Genomic DNA, 21,710 nt, shown 5'->3' on the forward strand with positions numbered 1-21,710 from the left:
CATACTTGCGCGAGCAGCAGAGCCGCCGGCGCTCAAGCGCAGCATGCGTCGATCACCTCACGCACCACCCCATCGGGAGCCGAGCGCATCACCGCCCGGCCGGGGCCATCGATCAGCACGAAACGGATCTCGCCAGCCTCGGACTTCTTGTCGCCCCGCATCCAGGCAAGGTACCTGCCTGCGTTGTCCTGCGCGTCGATGACCGGCCCACGCACGGGCAGTCCGGCCCGCTCGATCAGCGAACGCAGCCGTTGCACGAAGGCCGCATCCACCAGGCCGAGCCGGTGCGACAACTCCACCGCCATCACCATGCCCGCGCCCACGCCCTCGCCGTGGAGCCAGGTACCGTAGCCCATGCCCGCCTCGATGGCATGGCCGAAGGTGTGGCCGAAGTTCAAGATGGCACGCAAACCGGATTCGCGCTCATCGACACCCACCACGTGGGCCTTGATCTCGCAACTGCGGCGCACCGCGTGCGCCAACGCGGTGTGGTCACCCGCACGCAACGCTTCGATGTGCTGCTCGAGCCATGCCATGAACTCCATGTCCGCAATCGGCCCGTACTTGATGACTTCGGCCAGCCCTGCGCTGAGCTCGCGCGCGGGTAAAGTCTCCAGCAAACTCAAGTCACACACCACGAGACGGGGCTGGTAAAAGGCCCCCACCATGTTTTTGCCCAACGGGTGGTTGATGGCTGTCTTGCCGCCCACGGAAGAATCAACCTGGGCCAGAAGCGTGGTGGGAACCTGAACGAAAGGCACCCCGCGCATGAAGCAAGCGGCAGCGAACCCTGTCATGTCTCCCACGACGCCGCCACCCAATGCCACCAACACCGTCTTGCGACCACAGGTGTTGATCAGGAGTTGTTGAAATACCTGGTTGAGCGTTTCCCAATCCTTGTAGGCCTCCCCATCCGGCAACCTCAACTCGAGAACGCGGGGATACCTGCCAGCGAGCATGCCTCGCAGGCTATCCGCGTGCAAGGGACCCACTACTTCATTGGTCACGATCATCACCGCTTCGGCGTCAGGCCAGACACCATCGGCAAATGAAGTTTCGAGCGCGCTACGGCCGATCAGGATGGGGTAGGAATTCTCCGCAAGATTCACACGAATGGAATGCACAGCGCCCTCGTTACCAGGAATTCTTTATACAAACGAAAGAGCCGGGGAGCTTCACGCCACCCGGCTCAAGAATTAGAACACGCTTATGCGAGATCTACCGCTCAAGGCGCGGCTCCTGTACAAGCCGCGAAGTTCAGCCGGCGCGAAATCGTTTGAACAACAGCCCCAGAAGTCAGCTTGATTTCTACTGTGGTACTGCCAGAGCCAGCGACAGCCGTCCGGTCAAACTCGACACTCAAGGCGGTACGCCTCCCGAAAGCGCGCTGATCCAAGATCGTGCCACCCGCCAGCACGGTGGCAGTCAGGTCGGAGATTCCAGTGGTCACCGCCACCCCGGTTCCTGCAGGCGCTGCGAAATTCGCAGGAGTTCCCACGAAGACCTGGAACGACTGCTTGCCGCAAGTGTTCAAGTCGAAGTCGCCAAACAGACTGCCGCCTTCACTCGACGTATAGATATTCAGATCGCCGGGATTCACGATAGCCAAACGGAGTACACCGCTGATTGCGGTCCCGTTTCCGACCTGCGTCGATACGGTTACCGTCGCAAGCGTGCCGTCGGCAGGACGGGGATCCTGAACCTCATAGGTCACCGTGCAGGCTCCGTTGACTGTGGTGCACCCGCCCCTGGTAGATGATCCAACGCGGCCGTAATCCGCTGTGAAAACTACCGGCACCCCATCAGCGACTGGGTTGCCATTGCTATCGATGATCCGCACAGTCAGCTCGGAGCTGTCACCAGAAATGGCCGAGTTCAAGTGAAACTTGCTCGCAGAGAGATCAAATCCTCGCTGAGTAGCGATGCCGGTGGTGATCGTCAGCTGGTCGGACTGAGAACTGATGTTCTTACCTTCCACCTGGGCATTAATTACCACTGCAGTAGCAATGTTGCGGGACGAAACCGTCGTAGTGACCACACCCTCGCTGTCGCTTACCGCACGGGGGATGTTCAAAGTGACAGCGTTTGCCGGGACAACGTTGAACACCACCGCAGCGCCCTTGACCGACGCGTTGTTGCGATCAACCACGCGGAAACGCAAGGTTGCGGATTCCGACCGACCGCTCCCACCCGCCCCTGCAATGACAATGGATCGATCGGCAGGGTTCGCATCCAGGAAGTTGAGTGCACTGGCCAAGGTTTGTGGATCAACTTGGCCAGTTGACGGGGCACTGGTGAGCGTGACCACCTGGGAAATAGTCACCGGTTGACCATTCACCTGCGCACTGGCGCCGACGGTCGTTGCTCCCAGCGAGGTACCGCCAGCGGCTTTCACTTCCAGCATGGCAACGCCATTCTCGTCAGTGGCGGCAGTGCCTGACGTGGGCGAGAACACCAGCAAACTTCCGCCTGTCTCAGCAAAGTTCACAATGGTATTTTTGATAGCGGCCCCGGACTGGTTCTTGACAGTGGCCTTGAGCTGAGCCACTTCCGCTGTGGAGATTTTCACGGTCGGCGAGCCGCCTCCGCCCAGCACCTCCAGCGTGATGGTTCCTGCCGCAACCGGTGCAGTGCCACCTCCCGTGCTTCCGCTGCCGCCTGAACTGCCACCGCCCCCACCGCAAGCTGCCAGAGTAGCTGCCAGAACGCACGCAACTGATCTCATCAATAACTTCATTTTTTCCCCTATCGAAATTTAACGAACCGGACCTTTATCAGAAATCACCTTGGGCGTAATGAATACCAACATCTCGCGCTTTGTCGACTCCCTCGTTCGGTTCTTGAACAAATTCCCCACCACCGGCACGTCGCCGAGCACGGGTATCTTGTTTTCCTGATTGGTCTCTTCCATCTCGAAAATCCCCCCGATCACCACCGTGCCGCCGTTTTCGACGAGCACCTGGGTCTTGATGTGCTTGGTGTCAATGGCGACGCCTTGCGTCGTGCTTTCGCCGCGGCTGTCTTTGTTGACGTCCAGGTCAAGGATGATGTTGCCCTCAGGGGTGATCTGCGGAACCACTTCCAGCTTCAACACGGCTTTCTTGAAGGCGATGGTGGTGGCTCCGTTGGGCGCCGTCACGGAATACGGATATTCCGTGCCTTGCTCGATCAGTGCCTTTGTCTGGTCGGCGGTGATCAGACGGGGGCTGGAAACGATCTTGCCTTGGCCGTCGGCTTCCATGGCGGAGAGCTCCAGCGACAGAAAGCGGTTGGCGGCCGAATTGAAAATGGACAACGCGAAAGTGCCCACGGTAGGAACGCTCGACACGGACGCAGGCAGATTGACGAAGGTTCCCCCCACGTCTACCGCAGAACCGAACCCAGAGGAATTCACGGCGTTGTCGTAACCGGTACCGACCGCGACCCGGTTTCTTCCGCCGATTCCGTAGCCGCCATCTCCGCCCCGGTTGGCCCGGAGGTCTCCGCCGCCCAGCTTCACGCCCAGCGAACGTCCAAAGGAATCCCGAGCCTCAACGATTCGCGCCTCAATCATCACCTGTCGCACCGCGACGTCTAGCGTCTGCAACAGCAGGCGGACTTCTTCGAGCTTGCCGGGGGTGTCGGTCACGAAGAGCTGGTTGGTACGAGGCTCCGCCAGGGCGCTGCCGCGCTCAGACAGAAAGCGGTTGTTCTGGCCCGTCGTGCTGCCGCCGCCACCGCCCGACGCGGTGGTCAGTTGCACCACCATGTCAGCTGCCTTCGCGTAATTCAACTGGTAAGCCTGGGTGCGGAGAGGCTCCAATTTGAGAATGGCTTGGGCCGCTTCGTAATCCTTGCGGGTACGCTCGTCGATCTCGTCCTTGGGTGCGATCCAGAGCACGGTGCCGGACTTGCGCATGCCCAGGCCCTTGGCGTCCATGATGATCTGGAGCGCCTGATCCCAGGGCACGTCCTTCAGACGCAGCGTGAGTGCTCCGGTGACCGTATCGGATGTGACGATGTTGAAGTTGGTGAAGTCCGCGATCACCTGCAGGAGCGACCGGACCTCGATGTTCTGGAAGTTCAGCGACAGCTTTTCGCCGCTGTATCCCGGGCCCTGGGTCAGCTTGCTCAGGTCCACCTTCTTCTGGCGCACTTCCACCACGAACTGGCCATCGCTCTGGTAGGCGCTGTGCTCCCATTCGCCGGTGGGCTCGATGACCAGCCGGACACGCTCGCCCTGCTGTGATGCCGTGATGGTCTGAACCGGCGTGCCGAAGTCCGTCACGTCGAGCCGGCGGCGCAGGCCTTCGGGCAAGGACGAGCGCATGAATTCCACCACCAGCGACTTGCCCTGCTGACGCAGATCCACGCCCACTTGGTTGTTGGCCAGCCCGACGACCACGCGGCCTGCACCATCGCTGCCCCGGCGGAAGTCCAGATCCCGCAGTGCCAGCACGTTGTTGTTGTGATCTTCGGCGAACAGCGTGGGCGCGGCCTGCGCGACGCTGGCCGCACTGCTGACAGGCGCCAGCGACACCAGCAGCGACTTGCCTTGGAGTTCGGCCTGATAGGCCGTGGGCTGCTTGAGATTCAACACCAAGCGCGACCGATCGCCTGCCTCGACAATATTCGCCGACCGGATATTGCCCTGGTTGATCTCAATAAGGGACCGGCCGGTTCCGTTGGTGACTCCCGGAAAGTCCAGCGCAATGCGCGCGGGTGACTGGATGGCAAAACCCGTGGGCACCGCTGTCAGAGCCTCAGACAGCTCAATGCGCACCGTTTCGCCACCGCCTTGCAACACGCCGGTGACCGATTGGATGGATCCCCTCGCAAAGGCGAAGGTGGTCGCGAAAACGGCCACGGCGAGCACGGCCGTCGCACGAAAGCACCCGAGCATGGGGCGATGGTTGTCATTCATTCCTTACCTCTTTCCCTCTTGCAGCTCCAGCGCGGTCATACGTTCTATCCAGTCGCCGGCCCCGTCCTGGACGATCTCTCGAATCTGAACCCCGGTTTCACTGATCTTCACGATCTTTCCGTAGTTCTGTCCCAGGTAATCCCCCACACGCACCTGGTAGAGCAGCTTTTCTACACTCAACAGAGCTGTAGGGATGCCGGTTTTGTTCAGGCTGCCCACCATGGTCATCGCGTCGAGCGGGTAGGACTCCAGCGGCTGCTTGCGGCGCGCCATTTCCGGTGCCACCAACGAAGCGTTGGTAACCGACTGCACGGAGTCCCGGCGCAAAGCCTGAGTCAGCTTGGCAACGCTGAAGGGATCTGCTCCACCCCCGCCAACGTAGTTCTCAGGAATGAACTGCTTTGGCTCGACCAGTGGCGTGACCTGCGGTCTGGTGGTGGCACGCAACTCGTCCATCCAGGTGCGCAGATCGCCTTCGCCAGACTGGCCGCAGCCCGTCAAAGCAGAGGCTGCGACGAGCGCGGCCAGGCATCTTGAGGATGTCATTTGTTCTTCCCTGCTGCTGCAGCGTCTTTTTGCGCCTGGATTTCCTCAGGGTCGAGGTACCGGAAGGTTCGGGCTGTTGCATCCATCGACAAGGTTGTCGCCTCCTTCGAAGATGGCGCGATAGCCAGGTCGTTCAGGGTGACGATCCGGGAGAGATTGGCGATGTCCGCGGCAAAGGCGCCGATATCGTGATAGTTGCCTGTGACGCGAACCGCGATGGGCAGCTCGGCGTAGTAATCGCGCACGACAACCTGGCCCGGGCGGAACAGCTCGAATTGGAGGCTGCGTCCCAGACCCGCTTGGTTGATGTCGGACAGCAAGGCGGACATCTCTGCTTTGCTGGGCAGTTGCTTTTCCAGCTGAATCACATACTGCTGAATCTGCTCTCTTTGCTTTTTCAGGGCATCCAGACTCACCGCCTTGATCAACTTGGCCTGATAGTCGGCCCGCAAAGTCTGTTCGGTGGCACGCTCCGTTTCCAGCTCAGCCTCATAGTCCGTCAGCTTGAAGAACCATAGAAAAGTAGCAATGCCCACGGCAATCGCGACGCACAGCAGCGTTCGCGGGGCCGCCGGCCACCGCGATGGGTCTTTGGGGTCGAGATTCTGAAATTGGCGCTGCAGATCGCCCTGTAACTTGGCGAAATCTATTTTGGAGGTTCGCTTTTTCGCCATCTGCTTACTTTCCCGCCACATTGGCAGCGCCAGCCGGCGTAGCGGCCTTCTGCGCGTCAGAGGCACGCATCAACCGGAACCGCAAATTGAACGACGCCACGCGGCGTTGCTCACGGGGCGTCAGCGCTACATTGGTAGCGATGATCTCAACCAGTTCGGGTTTGCCGAGCCAGGGCGTCTTGTCCGTCAGATTGCGCAACATCTCGGACACCCGTTCGTTCGACTGCGCCATGCCTTGCATGGTGACGATCTCGCCCTCCTGCTTGAGGCTGGTGATGTAGACCCCGTCCGGCAACTGCTTCACGAGCTCGTTCAACAAGTGAACCGGCAGATTCCGGTCGGCTTGCAGGTCTTCGACCGCTTTCTGGCGGGCGCGCAGAGAGGCGATCTCGCTCTCGATGGAGGCGATTTCCTTGATCTGGCCCTCCAGGACCGTGATCTCGTTCTTCAGGAACGCGTTGCGCTCCTGCTGGTTGGTGATCATCATCTGGAACCACCAGTAGATGAGCCCGGCAATCGCCAGACCGACCAGTGCCGAAGCCAACATCGTCGCCTGGTAGGCCTCACGCCGCCGCTTGCGCGCAGCCTCCCGGTGCGGGAGCAAATTGATCAGAATCACTGCAGGAACCTCCGCATCGCCAGCCCGCAGGATGTCAGGTACGACGGTGCTTCGCGCACCATCTTCTTCATGCGCACTGCGTTGCCGATCTCCATGCCGTCAAAAGGATTGACCGACGAGCAGGCGAAGCCGGTCGCCTTGACCACGGCTTCGGTCAGCCCGGGCAAAGGCGCGGAGCCGCCGGCCAGCATGATGTGATCGACCCGGTTGTACGGCGTGCTGGTGAAGAAGAACTGCAGTGCCCGGCTGATTTCATGCGACATGCTTTCCACGAAGGGGCGCAGCACGGCGGACTGGTAGTCCTCCGGCAGGTCGCCGCTGCGCTTCTTGCTTTCGGCTTCTTCCTGGGAAAAGCCGTACTGGCGCACGATGAGCTGCGTGAGCTGCGCGCCGCCGAAGGCCTGGTCGCGGTCGTACAGCACTTCCTCGTTGCGGATCACCTGCAGACTGGTGGTCAAGGCGCCGACCTCGAAGAGCGCCACCAGGGAATCCACGCCCCGGTTGGGCAGCGCCTCGATCAGACGCCCAGCCGCCAGACGCGAGGCATGGGACTCTATGTCCATGATGACGGGCTTGAGTCCAGCGGCTTCAGCCAGACCCTGGCGGTCCTGCACTTTTTCACGGCGCGATGCCGCGATGAGGACATCCACGTCGCCCGACGCATTCTTGGTGGGGCCGACAACGCAGAAGTCCAGACTCACCTCGTCCAGCGAAAAAGGAATGTATTGATTGGCTTCGGATTCGACCTGGACTTCCAGCTCCTGCTCCGACAGCCCTCCCGGCAGGGAGACCCGCTTGGTGATCACTGCGGAGGGCGGCAGGGCCAGCGCCACGTTGCGCGTGCGGGTACCGCTCTTTTTCACCAGGCGCCGCAACGCCTCGGCCACCTCATCGAACTTCTCGATGTTGCCGTCGGTAATCCAGCCCCGCTCCAGTTGTTCCATGGCGCAGCGCTCCAGAACGAGGGCTCCCGCCTTGTCGCGGCCGAGCTCCACCAGCTTCACGCTGGAAGAGCTGATGTCTATACCCAGCAGGGGCGCCGACTGTCGATTGAACAAAGACCCCAGTGAGATCAAGATGAGCCCCTCGTTAAACACCCAGCGGGCGCAACATTACCTAACACTTACCGCTACATGCTAGCAGTCCGTCATACCCCGGCAAAGTCTTTTGCACCCGTGTAACAAGTCCGCCGTTGTCAAAAGCAGACGTTCTTTTCCTACACGCGGAACGGGCAAAGCCGGCTCATGTCGCGCGGGTAAGGGGTGTGCAGTACCTGGCAATGGGCACAAACTGGTTTCATGGGTGGCCTCACCCTTGCACACCTGCCATTTTTATAATGGTGGGTTCACTTCACAAAGCGCTACATGCCGCCTCCAGCCAAAGCCCCGTCCACCCCACCCGCCTCGCCTGCCTGGTGGCGTGTCCTTTTGCGAGTGCTCGCCTGGATCGTTGGCATCGGAGCCGCCCTGGGCCTGGCCGGCGTGCTGACCATCGCCGTAGCGCTGGCCGTGGCCTATCCCAACCTGCCTGACGTGTCGGATCTGGCGGACTACCGCCCCAAACTGCCGCTGCGCGTCTACTCGACAGAGGGCGCGTTGCTGGGTGAGTTCGGCGAAGAGCGGCGCAATCTGACCCCCATCCAGGACATCCCCAAGGTGATGACCGATGCCGTGCTGGCCATCGAAGACGCCCGCTTCTTCGAGCATGGCGGCGTCGACTACAAGGGCGTTGTCCGCGCGGCGCTGGCCAACCTGGGCCGGGTGAAGAGCCAGGGCGCGTCGACCATCACCATGCAGGTGGCCCGCAACGTCTACCTGTCGTCGGAGAAAACCTTCACGCGCAAGATCTACGAGATCCTGCTGACGTTCAAGCTCGAGCACCTGCTGACGAAAAACCAGATCCTCGAGATCTACATGAACCAGATCTATCTGGGCAACCGTGCCTACGGTTTCTCCGCTGCAGCGGAAACCTATTTCGGCAAGCCGCTCAAGTCCATCTCCATCGCCGAGGCCGCCATGCTGGCCGGGCTGCCCAAGGCCCCATCGGCCTACAACCCGATCAGCAACCCCAAGCGGGCGCGCATCCGCCAGCAGTACATCATCGAGCGGATGCAGGAAAACGGCTTCATCACGGCCGAGCAGGCCGCAGAGGCCAAGGCCGAGGACCTCAAGCTGCGCTCCGGCAACGACAGCACCCGCATCCACGCCGAATACGTGGCGGAAATGGCGCGCCAGCTGATCTTCGCCCAGTACGGCAACGAGGCCTACACGCGTGGCCTGAACGTGTACACCACGCTCAATGCCGGGGACCAGGAAGTGGCCTACACCGCGCTGCGCAGGGGCATCATGGATTACGAACGCCGCCAGCATTACCGTGGCCCCGAAAAGTTCGTCACCCTGCCCGACGACCCCCAGGAAGCCGAAGATGCGATTGACGATGCTTTGTCAGGCCACCCGGACAACGGCGACGTGCTGTCTGCCGTGGTGCTGCAGGCCAGCGCCAAGAAGATCGTGGCTGCCCGTGCCAATGGCGAGCCGTTCGAGATCACCGGCGATGGCCTGAAGCCCGTGCAGTCGGGCCTGAGCGACAAGGCGCCGCCCAACATCAAGCTCCGCCGGGGCGCCATCATCCGCGTGGTGCAGACACCGAAGAAGACCTGGGAGGCCACGCAGCTGCCCGAGGTCGAAGGCGCCTTCGTCGCCGTCGATCCACGCTCGGGTGCCATCAAGGCCCTGGTCGGCGGCTTCGATTTCGACAAGAACAAGTTCAACCACGTGACCCAGGCCTGGCGCCAGCCCGGCTCCAGCTTCAAGCCGTTCATCTACTCGGCCGCGCTCGAAAAGGGCTTCACGCCCGCGACGGTGATCAACGATGCGCCGCTCTTCTTCAGTGCCGGCGTCACTGGCGGCCAGCCGTGGGAGCCCAAGAACTACGACGGCAAGTACGACGGCCCGATGACGATGCGCACCGGCCTGGCGCGCTCCAAGAACGTGATCTCGATCCGCATCCTGCAGGCCGTCGGCCCGAAGAACGCGCAGGAATGGGTGAGCCGCTTCGGTTTCGACGCCGAGAAGCACCCACCCTACCTGACGATGGCGCTGGGCGCGGGCTCGGTTACCGCGATGCAGATGGTGTCGGCGTACTCCGTGTTCGCCAACGGCGGCTACCGCGTCAACCCCTACCTGATCAGCCGCGTGACCGACCACAAGGGCCGCATCCTCTCGGACTTCCAGCCACCGGCGACGGCCGAAAACCCCCGGGTGATCGAGGCGCGCAACGCCTTCATCACCAACAGCCTGCTGCAGGAAGTGACCCGCTCGGGCACCGCGGCCCGCGCCCAGGCCACGCTCAAGCGCCCGGACATCTACGGCAAGACCGGCACCACCAACGATGCGGTCGATGCCTGGTTCGCCGGCTTCCAGCCCACCATCGCCGCGGTCACCTGGATCGGCTACGACACACCACGCAACCTGGGCAGCAGGGAAACCGGCGGGGGCCTGAGCCTGCCGATCTGGATCAGCTTCATGGAGCGCGCCCTGAAGGGCGTGCCGGTGGCCGAACCCACGGTGCCGGCCGGCGTGACGAACGTGGGCGGCGAGTGGTTCTACGACGAGTACGCACGCAATGCCGGCATCGCCAGCGTCGGCATGGAAGACCACGCGCCTGCAGCGCCGGGCACGGCGCCACCGGCTCCGCCGCCGGCCGAGGAACGCAGCCGCATCCTGGATCTGTTCCGCAACTGATCCGGGGCACCGGCGGGGCGGGCGGGCGGAGATCCGCGGCGAGAGACCTGCCCGGCACCCGGGGTGCGGGCCGGGACGTCCGCCGGCGGTGGGTCATCAGCCCTTGCGGCCGGCCTGCCCACCCCTGCCCTGCCAGCGCAACTCAGTGGTCGAAGCGCAGCGGCATGCCCGCCTGCTGGCTGGCGTTGTCGTTCAGCGCCGCGAAGAACTCCAGACCGCCCTTGGTGTCCTGCCACTGCGCGCCATCGAAGCGATAGTGGTAGCCGCCGGTGCGCGCCGCGAGCCAGATCTCGTGCAGGGGCTTTTGCTGGTTGATGACGATCTGGCTGCCATTGGCGAACGTGATGGTGATCATGCCGCCCACCCGCTGGGCGTCCAGGTCGGCGTCGGTGGCGTCGTTGATCCGGTCGCAGGCTTGTTCCACGGCCAGCAGGAGTTTTTCGGCCTGGTCCAGAAATTCGAGGTCCGTCATTACAATTTGATGATGTTGAGAGCTTCCCAAATTCTAGTCAGGACGATCGCCCTTGCCGCGAGCATGGCGGCAGTCGCCGGCTGCGGCCAGCGGGGGCCGTTGTTTCTGCCGACCGAGCCGGCTGCGGCCCAGCGCGCCACCCTGCCGCAAACGCTGACGCCGTTCGTGCAGCGGCAGCAGGCGGCCCAGCCACCCGCTGCCAGCCCCGCCCCAGCGGCACCGCCGGCCACCCCTGACGCCCCTTCCAGCGCCACTCCCTTGGTGCCCGCATCTCCCGACTCGCCGGCCTCTGCTGCTTCTCCCGCCTCGCCTTCCAAGCCATGACCACGCCCTCCCCCCTGCCCGGCCACCCGCACATCGCCTACCGCGGTGACGCCCTGTTCATCGAAGCGCTGCCCCTGTCCGATCTGGCGCGCGAGCACGGCACGCCGCTCTACGTCTATTCGAAGGCGTCGATGCTCTCGGCGCTGGCCGCCTATCAGCGCGGCTTCGCGGGCCGCAAGGTGCAGATCTGCTATGCGATGAAGGCCAACTCGTCGCTGGGCGTGCTCCAGGTCTTCGCGCAGCAGGGCTGCGGGTTCGACATCGTCTCGGGCGGCGAGCTGCAGCGCGTGCTGGCTGCGGGCGGCGATCCGCGCAAGATCATCTTCTCCGGCGTGGGCAAGACGCGCGCCGAGATGCGCAATGCGCTGGCCACCGGCATCGGCTGCTTCAACGTGGAGAGCGAATCGGAGCTGGACGTGCTGAGCGAAGTCGCCGTGGCGATGGGCACCCGGGCGCCGATCAGCATCCGCGTGAACCCGAACGTCGACCCGAAGACCCATCCCTACATCTCCACTGGCCTCAAGGGCAACAAGTTCGGCGTGGCCCATGAGCGCACGCTGCAGGCATACCAGCATGCCGCCTCGCTGCCCGGTTTGCAGGTGGTGGGCATCGACTTCCACATCGGCTCGCAGATCACCGACGAGACGCCCTACCTGGACGCCACCGACCGCCTGCTCGACCTGGTGCAGGCCATCGAAGGCGCGGGCATTCCCATCCACCACATCGATTTCGGTGGTGGCCTGGGCATCAACTACAACGGCGACACGCCACCCGAAGCCGATGCCCTGTGGGCCAAGCTGTTGGCCAAGCTGGACGCACGGGGATATGGCGACCGGCAATTCATGATCGAGCCGGGCCGCTCGCTGGTGGGCAATGCCGGCGTGTGCCTGACCGAGGTGCTCTACGTGAAGCCGGGCGAGCAGAAGAATTTCTGCATCGTCGATGCCGCGATGAACGACCTGCCCCGCCCGGCCATGTACCAGGCGTTCCACGCCATCGTGCCGCTGCAGGCGGGCGGCAGTGCGGCGGCGCTTGAGCAGGTCTACGACGTGGTCGGCCCGGTCTGCGAGAGCGGCGACTGGATCGGCCGCGACCGTGCGCTGGCGGTGCAGCCCGGCGACCAATTGGCGGTGCTGTCGGCAGGCGCCTACTGCAGCTCCATGGGCAGCAACTACAACACCCGCGCCCGCCCTGCCGAGGTGCTGGTGGATGGCGCCACGGCGCACCTGATCCGCTCGCGCGAGACGGTGAGCGATATCTTCCGCTGCGAGCAGCTCGTCCAGGCCTGACCACGCCCCGGCCGCGCCCCCCCTGGCTCATCGGGCCGAGGCGGCGCCCCGGCCGGCGCTTCACGCCTGCTTGACGCGCATCAAGGGCCCTGCGGCAGTGCGGCCCTACAGTGGCCGTTTCCACTGCCCAGAAGACCGCCGCCATGGCCCAGCCGCCCGTTGAGCTCTACCGCGATGCGCAGCATGCCTGCCTGATGTTCCCCGACCTGATCGAGGAAGGCGGCCAGGCCGTGCAGGCCAACCAGTTCCTCATCGTCGACGGCGACACGGGCGCCATCATCGACCCCGGTGGCAACCTGGCGTTCAACGAACTGTTCGTCGGGATGAGCCAGCACTTCCCGCCGCACAAGCTCTCCTACCTGATCGCCTCGCACGCCGACCCGGACATCATCGCCTCGCTGGACCGGTGGATGACCAGCACGCGTGCCACCCTCGTCATCTCCCGCGTGTGGGAGCGGTTCGCACCGCACTTCACCAAGGTCGGCAAGACCGAGAACCGCGTGATCGGCGTGCCCGACGAAGGCGGCCACCTGCCGCTGGGCCGCCATGAACTGGTGCTGCTGCCCGCGCACTTCCTGCACTCCGAGGGCAACTTCCACTTCTACGACCCGGTGAGCCGCATCCTCTTCACGGGGGATCTGGGCGTGTCGATGACGAGCGGCGCCGAGGCCCGCGTGCCGGTGACCCAGCTTGCGCCGCACATTCCGCGCATGGAGGGCTTCCACCGGCGCTACATGGTGTCCAACAAGATCCTGCGGCTCTGGACCCGCATGGCACGGCAGCTCGACATCGCCATGCTGGTGCCGCAGCACGGCGCGCCCATCCTGGGCCCGGCGGCCATCCGGGACTTCTTCGACTGGCTGGACCAGCTGCAGTGCGGCATCGACCTGTTCGGCGAAGCCGCCTACCGCCTGCCCACCGCGCGGATCGACCCGTCGGTGCGGGGCGGCCCAGGCCGCTGAGGGCACGGCCGGAAATACAAGCCAAATAGAGCTTTTGCGCCCACCAATCAAGCACCTTATGCTATCATTTTAATAGCATAATCACTGTCGAGGCGGCACTTTCAGTCGCTGGGTGCGCCTGTGGTTCCAGACCCGCCAGGCCAGCAGCGCCGCGATGATGGCCGCGTAGATCGCGACCTCGCCGAAATGGTTCTTGCCCGCGCGCATCCAGAAGAAATGCAGCAGCGCGAGTGCAGCGACGGCATAGACGGTGCGGTGCAGGGCCTGCCAGCGCTTGCCCCCCAGCCAGCGGATCGCCCGGTTGAACGACGTGGCAGCCAGGGCGAGCAGCAGCACGAAAGCCAGCATGCCCACCAGAATGAACGGACGCTTGGCGACATCGAGCACGATTTCGCCCAGGTCGAACCCCATGTCGAACCAGCTGTAGCACAGCAGGTGCAACAGGGCATAGAAAAAGACGAACAGCCCCAGCATGCGCCGGAAACGCGCCAGCGGCGCCAGACCGAACTGCACGCGCAGCGGCGTGACGGCCAGCGCCACGCACAGCAGCCGCAGCGTCCAGTCGCCCGTGGAGCGGATCAGCGCCTCGGCCGGGTTGGCGCCCAGCTGGTTGGCCAGCGCGCCATAGAAGAGCCAGGCGAACGGCCCCAGGCACAGCGCGAACACCACCGGCTTCGCGGCCGGATGCAGCAACCACTTCTTCATGCAATGCGGCCCGCAAGGGACGGTATGCGCGGCGCCCACGCTTCGGGCGCAGCGGCCCCGGAAGAGAACCGGCCGCGGGCAGCCAGCGCCTGACTGTCGTCCATCAGCATCGGGAGTATCAGTAGTTCTTCTTCAGATCCATGCCGGCATACAGCTGCCCGACCTGCTGCTCGTAGCCGTTGAACATCAGGGTCTTGCGCTTCTTGGCGAACAGGCCGTCTTCGCCGATGCGGCGCTCGGTGGCCTGGCTCCAGCGCGGGTGATCGACGTTGGGGTTCACGTTGGAATAGAAACCGTATTCCTGCGCAGCCGCCTTGTTCCAGGCCGTGCCCGGCTCCTTCTCGACGAAACGGATCTTGACCAGGCTCTTGGCGCTCTTGAAGCCGTACTTCCACGGCACCACCAGGCGCACGGGCGCCCCGTTCTGGTTGGGCAGCACCTCGCCATACATGCCGAACGCCAGCAGCGTCAGCGGGTGCATGGCCTCGTCCAGGCGCAGCCCCTCGGTGTAGGGCCAGTCCAGCACGCGCGAGCCCACATAGGGCATGGTCGCCTTGTCGGCCAGCGTGACGAATTCCACGTACTTGGCGCTGCCCTGCGGCTCCACGCGCTTGATCAGTTCGGCCAGCGAATAGCCCACCCACGGGATCACCATCGACCAGCCCTCGACGCAGCGCAGCCGGTAGATGCGCTCTTCCTGCGGGCTCAGCTTGAGCAGGTCTTCGATGGCGAACTTGCGTGGCTTGTTGACCAGGCCCTCCACCTCCACCGTCCAGGGCGAGGTCTTCAGCGTGTGGGCGTTGCGCGCCGGGTCGGCCTTGTCCACGCCGAACTCGTAGTAGTTGTTGTAGGTGCTCGCGTCCTTGTAGTCGGTGAGCTTGTCCATGGCGACGGCGCCTGCCACCGCCGACTTCGCGCCCGGCAGCGCGGCCAGCTTGCCGGGGCGCGCGACCTGCTGGGCCAGCGCCTCGCGCCCCGCCCAGGAGGCGAGCGCGGCACCGGCGGCGCCAGTTGCCATCCACCGCAGCATGTCGCGCCGGCCTTCATAGACGGAACGCGGCGTGATCTCGCTGGCGTGCGGGTGGTTGAAACCGTCGTGGCGGGAGGGAATCAGCATGGGTCGATCTCCGGGTCTTGAGGGGCGGCAGCGGGGCGCGGCGACGTCGGTCAATCTAACTGAATCGCGCGGGCTGCGCTGGCCCTCGGCTTTTTGCGAAAACGCGGGGGCATGCTAGGTACGCAGGCCGCCCCCGGCTGGATCACCGGCAGGCGTGCAGCCCCTCCCCTGCCTGGCGCTTTAGCCCCCGGGGGCTAAAGCGTGCCGTAGCTGTGCAAGCCGCTCAGGAACATGTTGACCCCGAGGAACGCGAACGTGGTGACGGCCAGCCCCACCAACGCCCACCAGGCCGACACCGCGCCGCGCAATCCCTTGAGCAGCCGCATGTGCAGCCAGGCGGCGTAGTTCAGCCACACGATCAGGGCCCAGGTCTCCTTCGGGTCCCAGCTCCAGTAGCCGCCCCAGGCCTCGGCGGCCCAGAGCGCGCCCAGCACCGTGGCGATGGTAAAGAAGGCGAAGCCGACCGCGATCGACTTGTACATCATGTCGTCGAGCACCTCGAACGCCGGCAGGCGCGCCGCGATGTGGCGCCGCCCCAGCAGGATGCCGGCCACGATGAAGGCCGAGATGCCGAAGTAGACCATCCAGTAGCCTCCGCCGTTGCCGTCCGCGCCGCCCTGGCGGAACACGATGGGCTCGAAGCACAGCACCACGCCCAGCAGCCACAGCGGCGCCAGTCGCCACCAGCGGGTTTCACTCGCCTGCAGCTTGATGAGGTAGGCAAACGCCACCATGGCGGCGAGGGCGAAAGTGCCGTAGCCGATGAAGTTGGCCGGCACGTGCAGCTTCATCCACCAGCTCTTCAGGGCCGGCACCAGGGGCTGGATCTCATGGGCCTCGCGCACCACCGTGTACCAGAGCAGAAAGCCCACCGCCGCGCTGACCACCAGCATGACGAAGCCGCCCAGCGCGCGGGTCTTGTACTGCGCCTCGTAGTAGAGGTAGAAGGCCGCCGTCATCCAGCAGAACAGCACGAACACCTCGTACAGGTTGCTGACCGGGATGTGGCCGATGTCGGGGGCGATCTGGTAGCTCTCGTACCAGCGCACCATGGTGCCGATCAGCGCCATGGCGATGGCCGTCCAGGCCAGGCGCGAGCCGATCAGCATCAGCGTCTGGCCTTCGCCGCGCGAGAACATGCCGATCCAGTAGAACGCGGTGCTCATGAAGAACAGCATGCTCATCCAGAGGATGGCGGACTGGCTCGACAGGAAGTATTTCAGGCCGAACACGGTGTCGGCCCGCGCCAGGTCGCCCGTGCCGCCTTGTTGATAAAGCCCGATGGCCAGCAGCGAGCAGCCCGCCACCACCAGCGCCAGCACCCGCAGGGGCCGCCAGAACCAGCCCAGCCACACCATGCAGGGAATGGCGCCGAGCAGGATGCCTTTTTCGTACCCGTCCATGGCCGCGCCATAGCGTTGCAGGGTGAACAATCCCCCCACGGCCACGATGGCGGCGAACAGCCAGTCGAAAGCGGTGCGGCGGGCGAAGAACCCTTCGTTCAGCGTGACCGTCGTGGTGGAGGTGGCGGTGTTCATGCGGTGTCTCCGTGGGGCGGCGCCCCGATCAGTTTCCGGGTCAACTGGCCGAACTCGCGGTCGCCGTCCAGCGTCTTGCGGTTGGTCGATAGCGCCATGGTGGCATGCGCGCCCTCGCCCTCGGGCGCCAGCCAGATCCAGATGCGGCGCTCGCGCACGTAGAGCATGGCGAAGATGCCCACGATGAGGAACAGGCAACCTAGGTACACGACGTTCTTGCCGGGCGCACGGGCCACCTGGAAGACGCTGGCCTGCACCTGGTTGAAGCCTTTCAACTCGAACGCCACGGGCGCCGGGTAGATCTGCGCGTCGCTCAGCGACAGCACGGCCTGCGTCATGAAGGCCTGGGTCCTGGCGTTCTGCTCCAGCGGCGGCTGGCCGGCACGCTGGCGGGTCAGTTGCGCCAGCTCGAACAGCGTGCCGTTCAGGATGCGCACCAGCACCTCGCCCGCGCGGGCGCGCTCGGCCTCGGGCACGTTGGCTTCCATGAAGTCGGAGATGGCCTGCAGGCCGCCCACGGCCCGGCCGGCACGCTCGCTCTTCTCGCTGCTGGGCAAGGCGCCTGCGAACAGGGCCAGCGCGCGCACGGCCGACTGGCCGAGCTGCTCGGCCAGCTCGGGGCGCGATGGGTCCACCGCCAGCGCCACATAGCGCTTGACGGCCTGCTCTCGCAGCGCGCCATCGGCCAGCGCCAGCCGCATGCGCACGAAGCCGTCCATGCTGCCCTGGTCGTCGGCCGGCACGCGCAGGTAGCGGAACGGCTCGGCGGGCGTCTCGCGCACGCCCAGCAGGTAGACCGGCTGGCCGTCGCCCGTGTCCACCGGCAGCATGAAGTTGTTGAACTCGCGCGCCTGGCCCGAGGCGTCGCGCAGCTTGTAGGTGATGCTGGGGCCCACGTTGCGCAGATCGCGCGGCGTGACGGTCTTGTTGCCGGCCCCCAGGCGCGATTCGATGGACGAGCGCAGGTCCACCTTGCGCACATCCACGGCGGAGCCGGTCGCGCCGGCCGCGCCGGGCTCCTTGGCCCCGCTGAAGTTCTCGACGTTGAGCACCCGCAGCGCCGCGTATTCGAGCGTCAGCGGCTGGCCCATGGCCGCGGCCGGCAGGGGCGAGCTGCCGCCGATCACGCCCTGCACCTCGAAGGGCTGCACGCCCGCCACCAGCGGGCGGGCCTGCAGCGTGACCTGCGAGCCGCCGTCGTCGAAGCTCGACTGGTAGATCTCGATGCCGCGCCAGCTGGCCGGGTGGTTCACCTCCACCCGCGCGGCCGTGGCCTCGCCGGTGGCCTTGTCGTGAATGACGATGTCGCTCGCGAACAGCTTGGGCATGCCGGTGGAGTAATGCTCCACGATGAACTTCTTCAGCTCGATGGAGAACGGCAGCTCCTGCAGCAGCACGCCGTCGGACTGGTTCAGGATGGCGATGCTGGACTGCATTCCCTCGGCCACCAGCAGGTTGCCGCGGAACGTGGGGTTGCGCTCGGAGAGGCGGTGCTCGGGCTTCACCTCGGAGATCAGGCCGCCGCCGGCATAGGGCGTCTTGCCCCCCAGCCACATCTGTGCGCGCACGACCAGGTCGCCGTCCAGCAGGCCGCCCAGGCAGATCAGCACGATGGCGCTGTGCGCGGCGATGTAGCCGATCTTGTTGGCGGCGCCCGCCTTGGCGGCCACCATCCAGCCCCGGTCGCCGCGTTGCTGCAGCCTGACCTTCCAGCCGCCCGACACCAGCAGCGCGCCCAGCCGGCGCGCTGCGGCCTCGGGCGCGTCGGGCAGGTGGTTCTCGGCACGGTGCGCGAAGGCCCCCAGGCTCTGTTCGCGCAGGCTTTCCTTGTAGTTGCGCACATCGCTCAGGTAGCGCGGTGCGTTGCGGGCCACGCAAAGCGAGGTGCTTACCACCAGGAAGGCCAGGATCAGCAGGAACCACCACGCGCTGTAGACGGCGTTCAGGTGCAGCGCCAGGAAGACCTCGGCCCAGAACGGGCCGAACTGGTTCACGTAATTCACTGCCGGCTCGTGCTGCTTGAGCACGGTGCCGATGACCGAGGCGATGCAGATCACCGTCAGCAGCGCGATGGCGAAACGCATCGACGACAGCAACTCGATCGCCGCACGCAGCGCCTGCGAGCGCGACTGGAGCCGGATGCCGTGGGTGGAGTCGGACATGAAGAAGAAAAGGAAGAGCGGTAGTGAGTCAGCGGCCAGGGCCCAAACAACAAGGGCGGGCCATCCGTTCAGATGCGCCCGCCCGTCTTGGGTGGTGATTATCGGCGGGAGGTTCCGCCCGGCCGCGCGCAGAGCCCCTGCGGCTTGACGTGCATCAACGCAGGCCGGCGATGTAGTCGGCCACCGCCTTGATCTCGCGGTCGTTCAGCTTGGCGGCCACCTGCGTCATCTGCACGCTGTTGCCGCGCTTGCCTTCACGGAACTCTGCCAGCTGCTTGGCGGTGTAGTCGGCATGTTGACCGGACAGCCGTGGGTACTGGGCCGGAATGCCGGCGCCGTTCGGGCTGTGGCAGCCGGCGCAGGCGGCGATGTTGCGGTCGGCGATGCCGCCGCGGTAGATGCGCTCGCCCAGGCCGACGAGTTCCTTGTCCTTCGCGAAACCGGCCTTGGCGGGCTTGGTGGCCAGCCAGGCGGCGACATTGCGCATGTCGTCGTCCGACAGCATGGCCGCCATGCCCTGCATGACCGGGTCCTTGCGCTTGCCGGACTTGAATTCCTGCAGCTGCTTGACCAGATACTCGGGATGCTGCTGCGCCAGCTTGGGGTTGGCCGCGATGGACGAATTGCCGTCGGCGGCGTGGCATGCCACGCACACGGCGGTGTAGCTGGCCTCGCCCTTGACCAGGTCCGGCTTGGCGGGCTGGGCGGGCTTTTGCGCCGCAGCGGCCGGGGCCTGGGCCTCGCCTGCCGCTTGGGCCATCATGGCGGGAACTGCCAGCGCGGCAGCCATCAGCAAGGAGGCAAGCAACTTCATATCGAGGGTTTCTTGTTTGTGGTATTGCGGCACGGAAACCACACGATTCTACAATCGCCACCCTTTGCGCCGTATCCCTTCAAACCCCGATTTATGACGACTACATCACATGCGCCAGTTGCTGGCAGTCTTCCGCCCGCACCCGACGCCAAGGTCGCCATGGGCTGGATGCACACCGCGCGTTTTCTCACCACGGCGGCGCAGCTGCACCACCTGCCCGACATCACCGTGCCGGAGATTGCCTTCGTCGGCCGCTCCAACGCCGGCAAGTCCACCTGCATCAACACCCTCACCCAGCAAAAGCAGCTGGCCTTCGCCTCCAAGAAGCCGGGCCGCACGCAGCACATCAACCTGTTCGCCCTGGGCAGGCAGGGCGTGACCGACGCGGTGCTGGCCGACCTGCCCGGCTACGGCTATGCCGCCGTGTCGCGCTCGGACAAGCAGCGCTGGCAGCAAGTGATGGTGAACTACCTGCGCTCGCGCCAGGGCCTCACCGCCATCGTGCTGCTGTGCGACCCGCGCCTGGGGCTGACCGAGCTGGACGAGGCCCTGCTGGAGGCCGTGCGCCCGCGCGTTGAGGCCGGGCTGAAATTCCTTGTGCTGCTGACCAAGGCCGACAAGCTGACCCGCGCCGAGCAGGCCAAGGTGCTGTCCATCACGCGACTGCAGGCCGGCGGCGGCGAGGTGAAGATGTTCTCGGCCCTCAAGAAACAAGGCGTCGACGAGGTGGCCCAGCTGCTGTGGCAGTGGTCGCACCCGGTGGAGGGCGGCAGCCAGGAAGCGGACCCTGGCGAAGGCAGCGCGCCAGCGCTCGACGCCGAGGACCACGACCGAGCGGCCGGCGGCACGGACCGCGACGTCCCTTCTCAACCCAACTAGGCTGCAGCGCCCGATCCGTCAGCGCTGCGAGCTACGAAAAGAATAGCGCAGCATGATCGATACCGTGGACCACGCCCTGCCGCACGGCACCACCCTGCACTGCCGCGTGAGCGGCGAGGCCGGCCGGCCGGTGCTGATGTTCCTGCACGGCTTTCCCGAGGGCGCCTTCATCTGGGACGGGCTGCTCGAGCATTTCTCCCGGCCCGAAAACGGCGGCTGGCGCTGCGTCGCCCCGCACCTGCGCGGGTTCGGGCCGTCCAGCAGTCCGCAGGACGTGCAGGCCTACCGCGCCAAGCATCTGGTGCAGGACGTGGTGGCGCTGATCGCCGCCGAGTGCGGCGACGGCCAGCCGCTGGCCGCGCTGATCGCCCACGACTGGGGCGGGGCGGTGGCCTGGAACGTGGCCAACCAGCGGCCCGAGCTGCTGCAACGCCTGCTGATCGTGAATTCGCCCCACCCGGGCGCCTTCGTGCGCGAACTGCAGAACAACCCGGCCCAGCAGGCTGCCAGCGACTACATGCGCTTTCTGTGCCGACCCGATGCCGAAGCGCTGCTGGCCGAGAACGACTTTGCCCGCCTGTTCGGCTTCTTCGACACGCCCGGCGGCGGCGGCGCGCCCGACTGGCTGACCCCAGCCGTGCGCGACCAGTACCGCCAGCAGTGGCGCCAGGGCCTGACCGGCCCCTGCAACTACTACCGCGCCAGCCCGCTGCGCCCGCCCAGCAGCGACGACCCGGGCGCTGCCGCCGTCCAGCTGCCACCCGAGATGCTGACCGTGCGCGTGCCCACCCAGGTGCTGTGGGGCATGAACGATCCGGCCCTGCTGCCGGGCCTGCTGGAGGGTTTGGGCGACTGGGTGCCCGACCTGCGCGTGCAGCCGCTGCCGGCAGCGTCGCACTGGGTGGTGCATGAGCAGCCTGAGGCGGTGGCGGCTGCGCTCACCGGCCTGCTGGCCCGGTAGCC

Annotated in this window: 19 protein-coding genes; 6 read left to right on the forward strand and 13 right to left on the reverse strand. The window is 65.2% G+C overall.

Annotated elements, in window-relative coordinates:
* Positions 1-32 precede the first annotated feature (32 nt).
* The 7 genes from aroB to ASF94_RS16345 form a co-directional block, all read right to left on the reverse strand.
* On the reverse strand, positions 33-1,124 hold the full coding sequence (aroB, locus tag ASF94_RS16320; RefSeq protein WP_082493350.1) for a 3-dehydroquinate synthase: 1,092 nt from the start codon (positions 1,122-1,124) through the stop codon (positions 33-35).
* 101 nt (positions 1,125-1,225) lie between these two features.
* Positions 1,226-2,569, reverse strand: coding sequence for a hypothetical protein (locus ASF94_RS20950; RefSeq protein WP_162244645.1), 1,344 nt, complete (start codon positions 2,567-2,569; stop codon positions 1,226-1,228).
* 186 nt (positions 2,570-2,755) lie between these two features.
* On the reverse strand, positions 2,756-4,882 hold the full coding sequence (gene pilQ, locus ASF94_RS16325; RefSeq protein ID WP_056668726.1) for a type IV pilus secretin family protein: 2,127 nt from the start codon (positions 4,880-4,882) through the stop codon (positions 2,756-2,758).
* A 24-nt stretch (positions 4,883-4,906) separates the two neighbouring features.
* The gene (locus ASF94_RS16330; RefSeq protein ID WP_056668729.1) at positions 4,907-5,449 is read right to left on the reverse strand and encodes a pilus assembly protein PilP; all 543 of its coding nucleotides are present in this window, start codon (positions 5,447-5,449) and stop codon (positions 4,907-4,909) included.
* Positions 5,446-6,123, reverse strand: coding sequence for a type 4a pilus biogenesis protein PilO (locus ASF94_RS16335; RefSeq protein ID WP_056668731.1), 678 nt, complete (start codon positions 6,121-6,123; stop codon positions 5,446-5,448). The genes ASF94_RS16330 and ASF94_RS16335 overlap by 4 nt, the downstream gene beginning before the upstream one ends.
* A gap of 4 nt (positions 6,124-6,127) precedes the next feature.
* On the reverse strand, positions 6,128-6,742 hold the full coding sequence (locus tag ASF94_RS16340; protein ID WP_056668733.1) for a PilN domain-containing protein: 615 nt from the start codon (positions 6,740-6,742) through the stop codon (positions 6,128-6,130).
* Complete coding sequence (locus tag ASF94_RS16345) at positions 6,739-7,818, reverse strand: pilus assembly protein PilM (RefSeq protein WP_056668736.1); 1,080 nt, start codon at positions 7,816-7,818, stop codon at positions 6,739-6,741. Before ASF94_RS16345 ends, ASF94_RS16340 begins: the two co-directional genes overlap by 4 nt.
* A 288-nt stretch (positions 7,819-8,106) precedes the next feature.
* Between ASF94_RS16345 and ASF94_RS16350 the strand changes: the two genes are divergently transcribed.
* Complete coding sequence (locus tag ASF94_RS16350; RefSeq protein WP_056668739.1) at positions 8,107-10,485, forward strand: penicillin-binding protein 1A; 2,379 nt, start codon at positions 8,107-8,109, stop codon at positions 10,483-10,485.
* 142 nt (positions 10,486-10,627) lie between these two features.
* Here ASF94_RS16350 and cyaY read toward each other — a convergent pair whose 3' ends face one another.
* Positions 10,628-10,957, reverse strand: a complete 330-nt coding sequence (gene cyaY / locus ASF94_RS16355; protein ID WP_056668742.1) for an iron donor protein CyaY — start codon at positions 10,955-10,957, stop codon at positions 10,628-10,630.
* A 12-nt stretch (positions 10,958-10,969) separates the two neighbouring features.
* On the opposite strand from cyaY, the gene ASF94_RS20955 reads away from it, so the two are divergent.
* From ASF94_RS20955 to ASF94_RS16365, 3 genes are all read left to right on the forward strand, one after another.
* Positions 10,970-11,281, forward strand: coding sequence for a lipoprotein (locus ASF94_RS20955; protein ID WP_082493359.1), 312 nt, complete (start codon positions 10,970-10,972; stop codon positions 11,279-11,281).
* Entirely contained in the window at positions 11,278-12,570 is a 1,293-nt protein-coding gene (gene lysA, locus ASF94_RS16360; protein WP_056668745.1) for a diaminopimelate decarboxylase, read from the forward strand. Before ASF94_RS20955 ends, lysA begins: the two co-directional genes overlap by 4 nt.
* Positions 12,571-12,713: 143 nt before the next feature.
* On the forward strand, positions 12,714-13,532 hold the full coding sequence (locus ASF94_RS16365) for an MBL fold metallo-hydrolase (RefSeq protein ID WP_056668872.1): 819 nt from the start codon (positions 12,714-12,716) through the stop codon (positions 13,530-13,532).
* An 81-nt stretch (positions 13,533-13,613) separates the two neighbouring features.
* Here ASF94_RS16365 and ASF94_RS16370 read toward each other — a convergent pair whose 3' ends face one another.
* From ASF94_RS16370 to ASF94_RS16390, 5 genes are all read right to left on the reverse strand, one after another.
* Positions 13,614-14,237 (reverse strand): sulfite oxidase heme-binding subunit YedZ, encoded by a 624-nt coding sequence (locus ASF94_RS16370; RefSeq protein WP_056668748.1) that lies wholly within the window; start codon positions 14,235-14,237, stop codon positions 13,614-13,616.
* 118 nt (positions 14,238-14,355) lie between these two features.
* Positions 14,356-15,354: a protein-methionine-sulfoxide reductase catalytic subunit MsrP gene (msrP, locus tag ASF94_RS16375; RefSeq protein WP_056668751.1), complete on the reverse strand. Its 999-nt coding sequence runs from the start codon at positions 15,352-15,354 to the stop codon at positions 14,356-14,358.
* Positions 15,355-15,548: 194 nt separating this feature from the next.
* Complete coding sequence (gene ccsB, locus ASF94_RS16380) at positions 15,549-16,892, reverse strand: c-type cytochrome biogenesis protein CcsB (protein ID WP_056668754.1); 1,344 nt, start codon at positions 16,890-16,892, stop codon at positions 15,549-15,551.
* Entirely contained in the window at positions 16,889-19,054 is a 2,166-nt protein-coding gene (locus ASF94_RS16385; RefSeq protein ID WP_056668757.1) for a cytochrome c biogenesis protein ResB, read from the reverse strand. The genes ccsB and ASF94_RS16385 overlap by 4 nt, the downstream gene beginning before the upstream one ends.
* A 154-nt stretch (positions 19,055-19,208) precedes the next feature.
* Positions 19,209-19,868: a cytochrome c gene (locus ASF94_RS16390; RefSeq protein ID WP_056668760.1), complete on the reverse strand. Its 660-nt coding sequence runs from the start codon at positions 19,866-19,868 to the stop codon at positions 19,209-19,211.
* A 93-nt stretch (positions 19,869-19,961) separates the two neighbouring features.
* Between ASF94_RS16390 and yihA the strand changes: the two genes are divergently transcribed.
* Positions 19,962-20,747, forward strand: coding sequence for a ribosome biogenesis GTP-binding protein YihA/YsxC (yihA, locus tag ASF94_RS16395; RefSeq protein WP_056668763.1), 786 nt, complete (start codon positions 19,962-19,964; stop codon positions 20,745-20,747).
* Positions 20,748-20,799: 52 nt separating this feature from the next.
* Entirely contained in the window at positions 20,800-21,708 is a 909-nt protein-coding gene (locus ASF94_RS16400; RefSeq protein ID WP_056668766.1) for an alpha/beta fold hydrolase, read from the forward strand.
* The last annotated feature ends 2 nt before the right edge of the window (positions 21,709-21,710 follow it).

Origin of the sequence: Acidovorax sp. Leaf160, assembly GCF_001424265.1 — a bacterium.
GTDB lineage: Bacteria > Pseudomonadota > Gammaproteobacteria > Burkholderiales > Burkholderiaceae_C > Paracidovorax.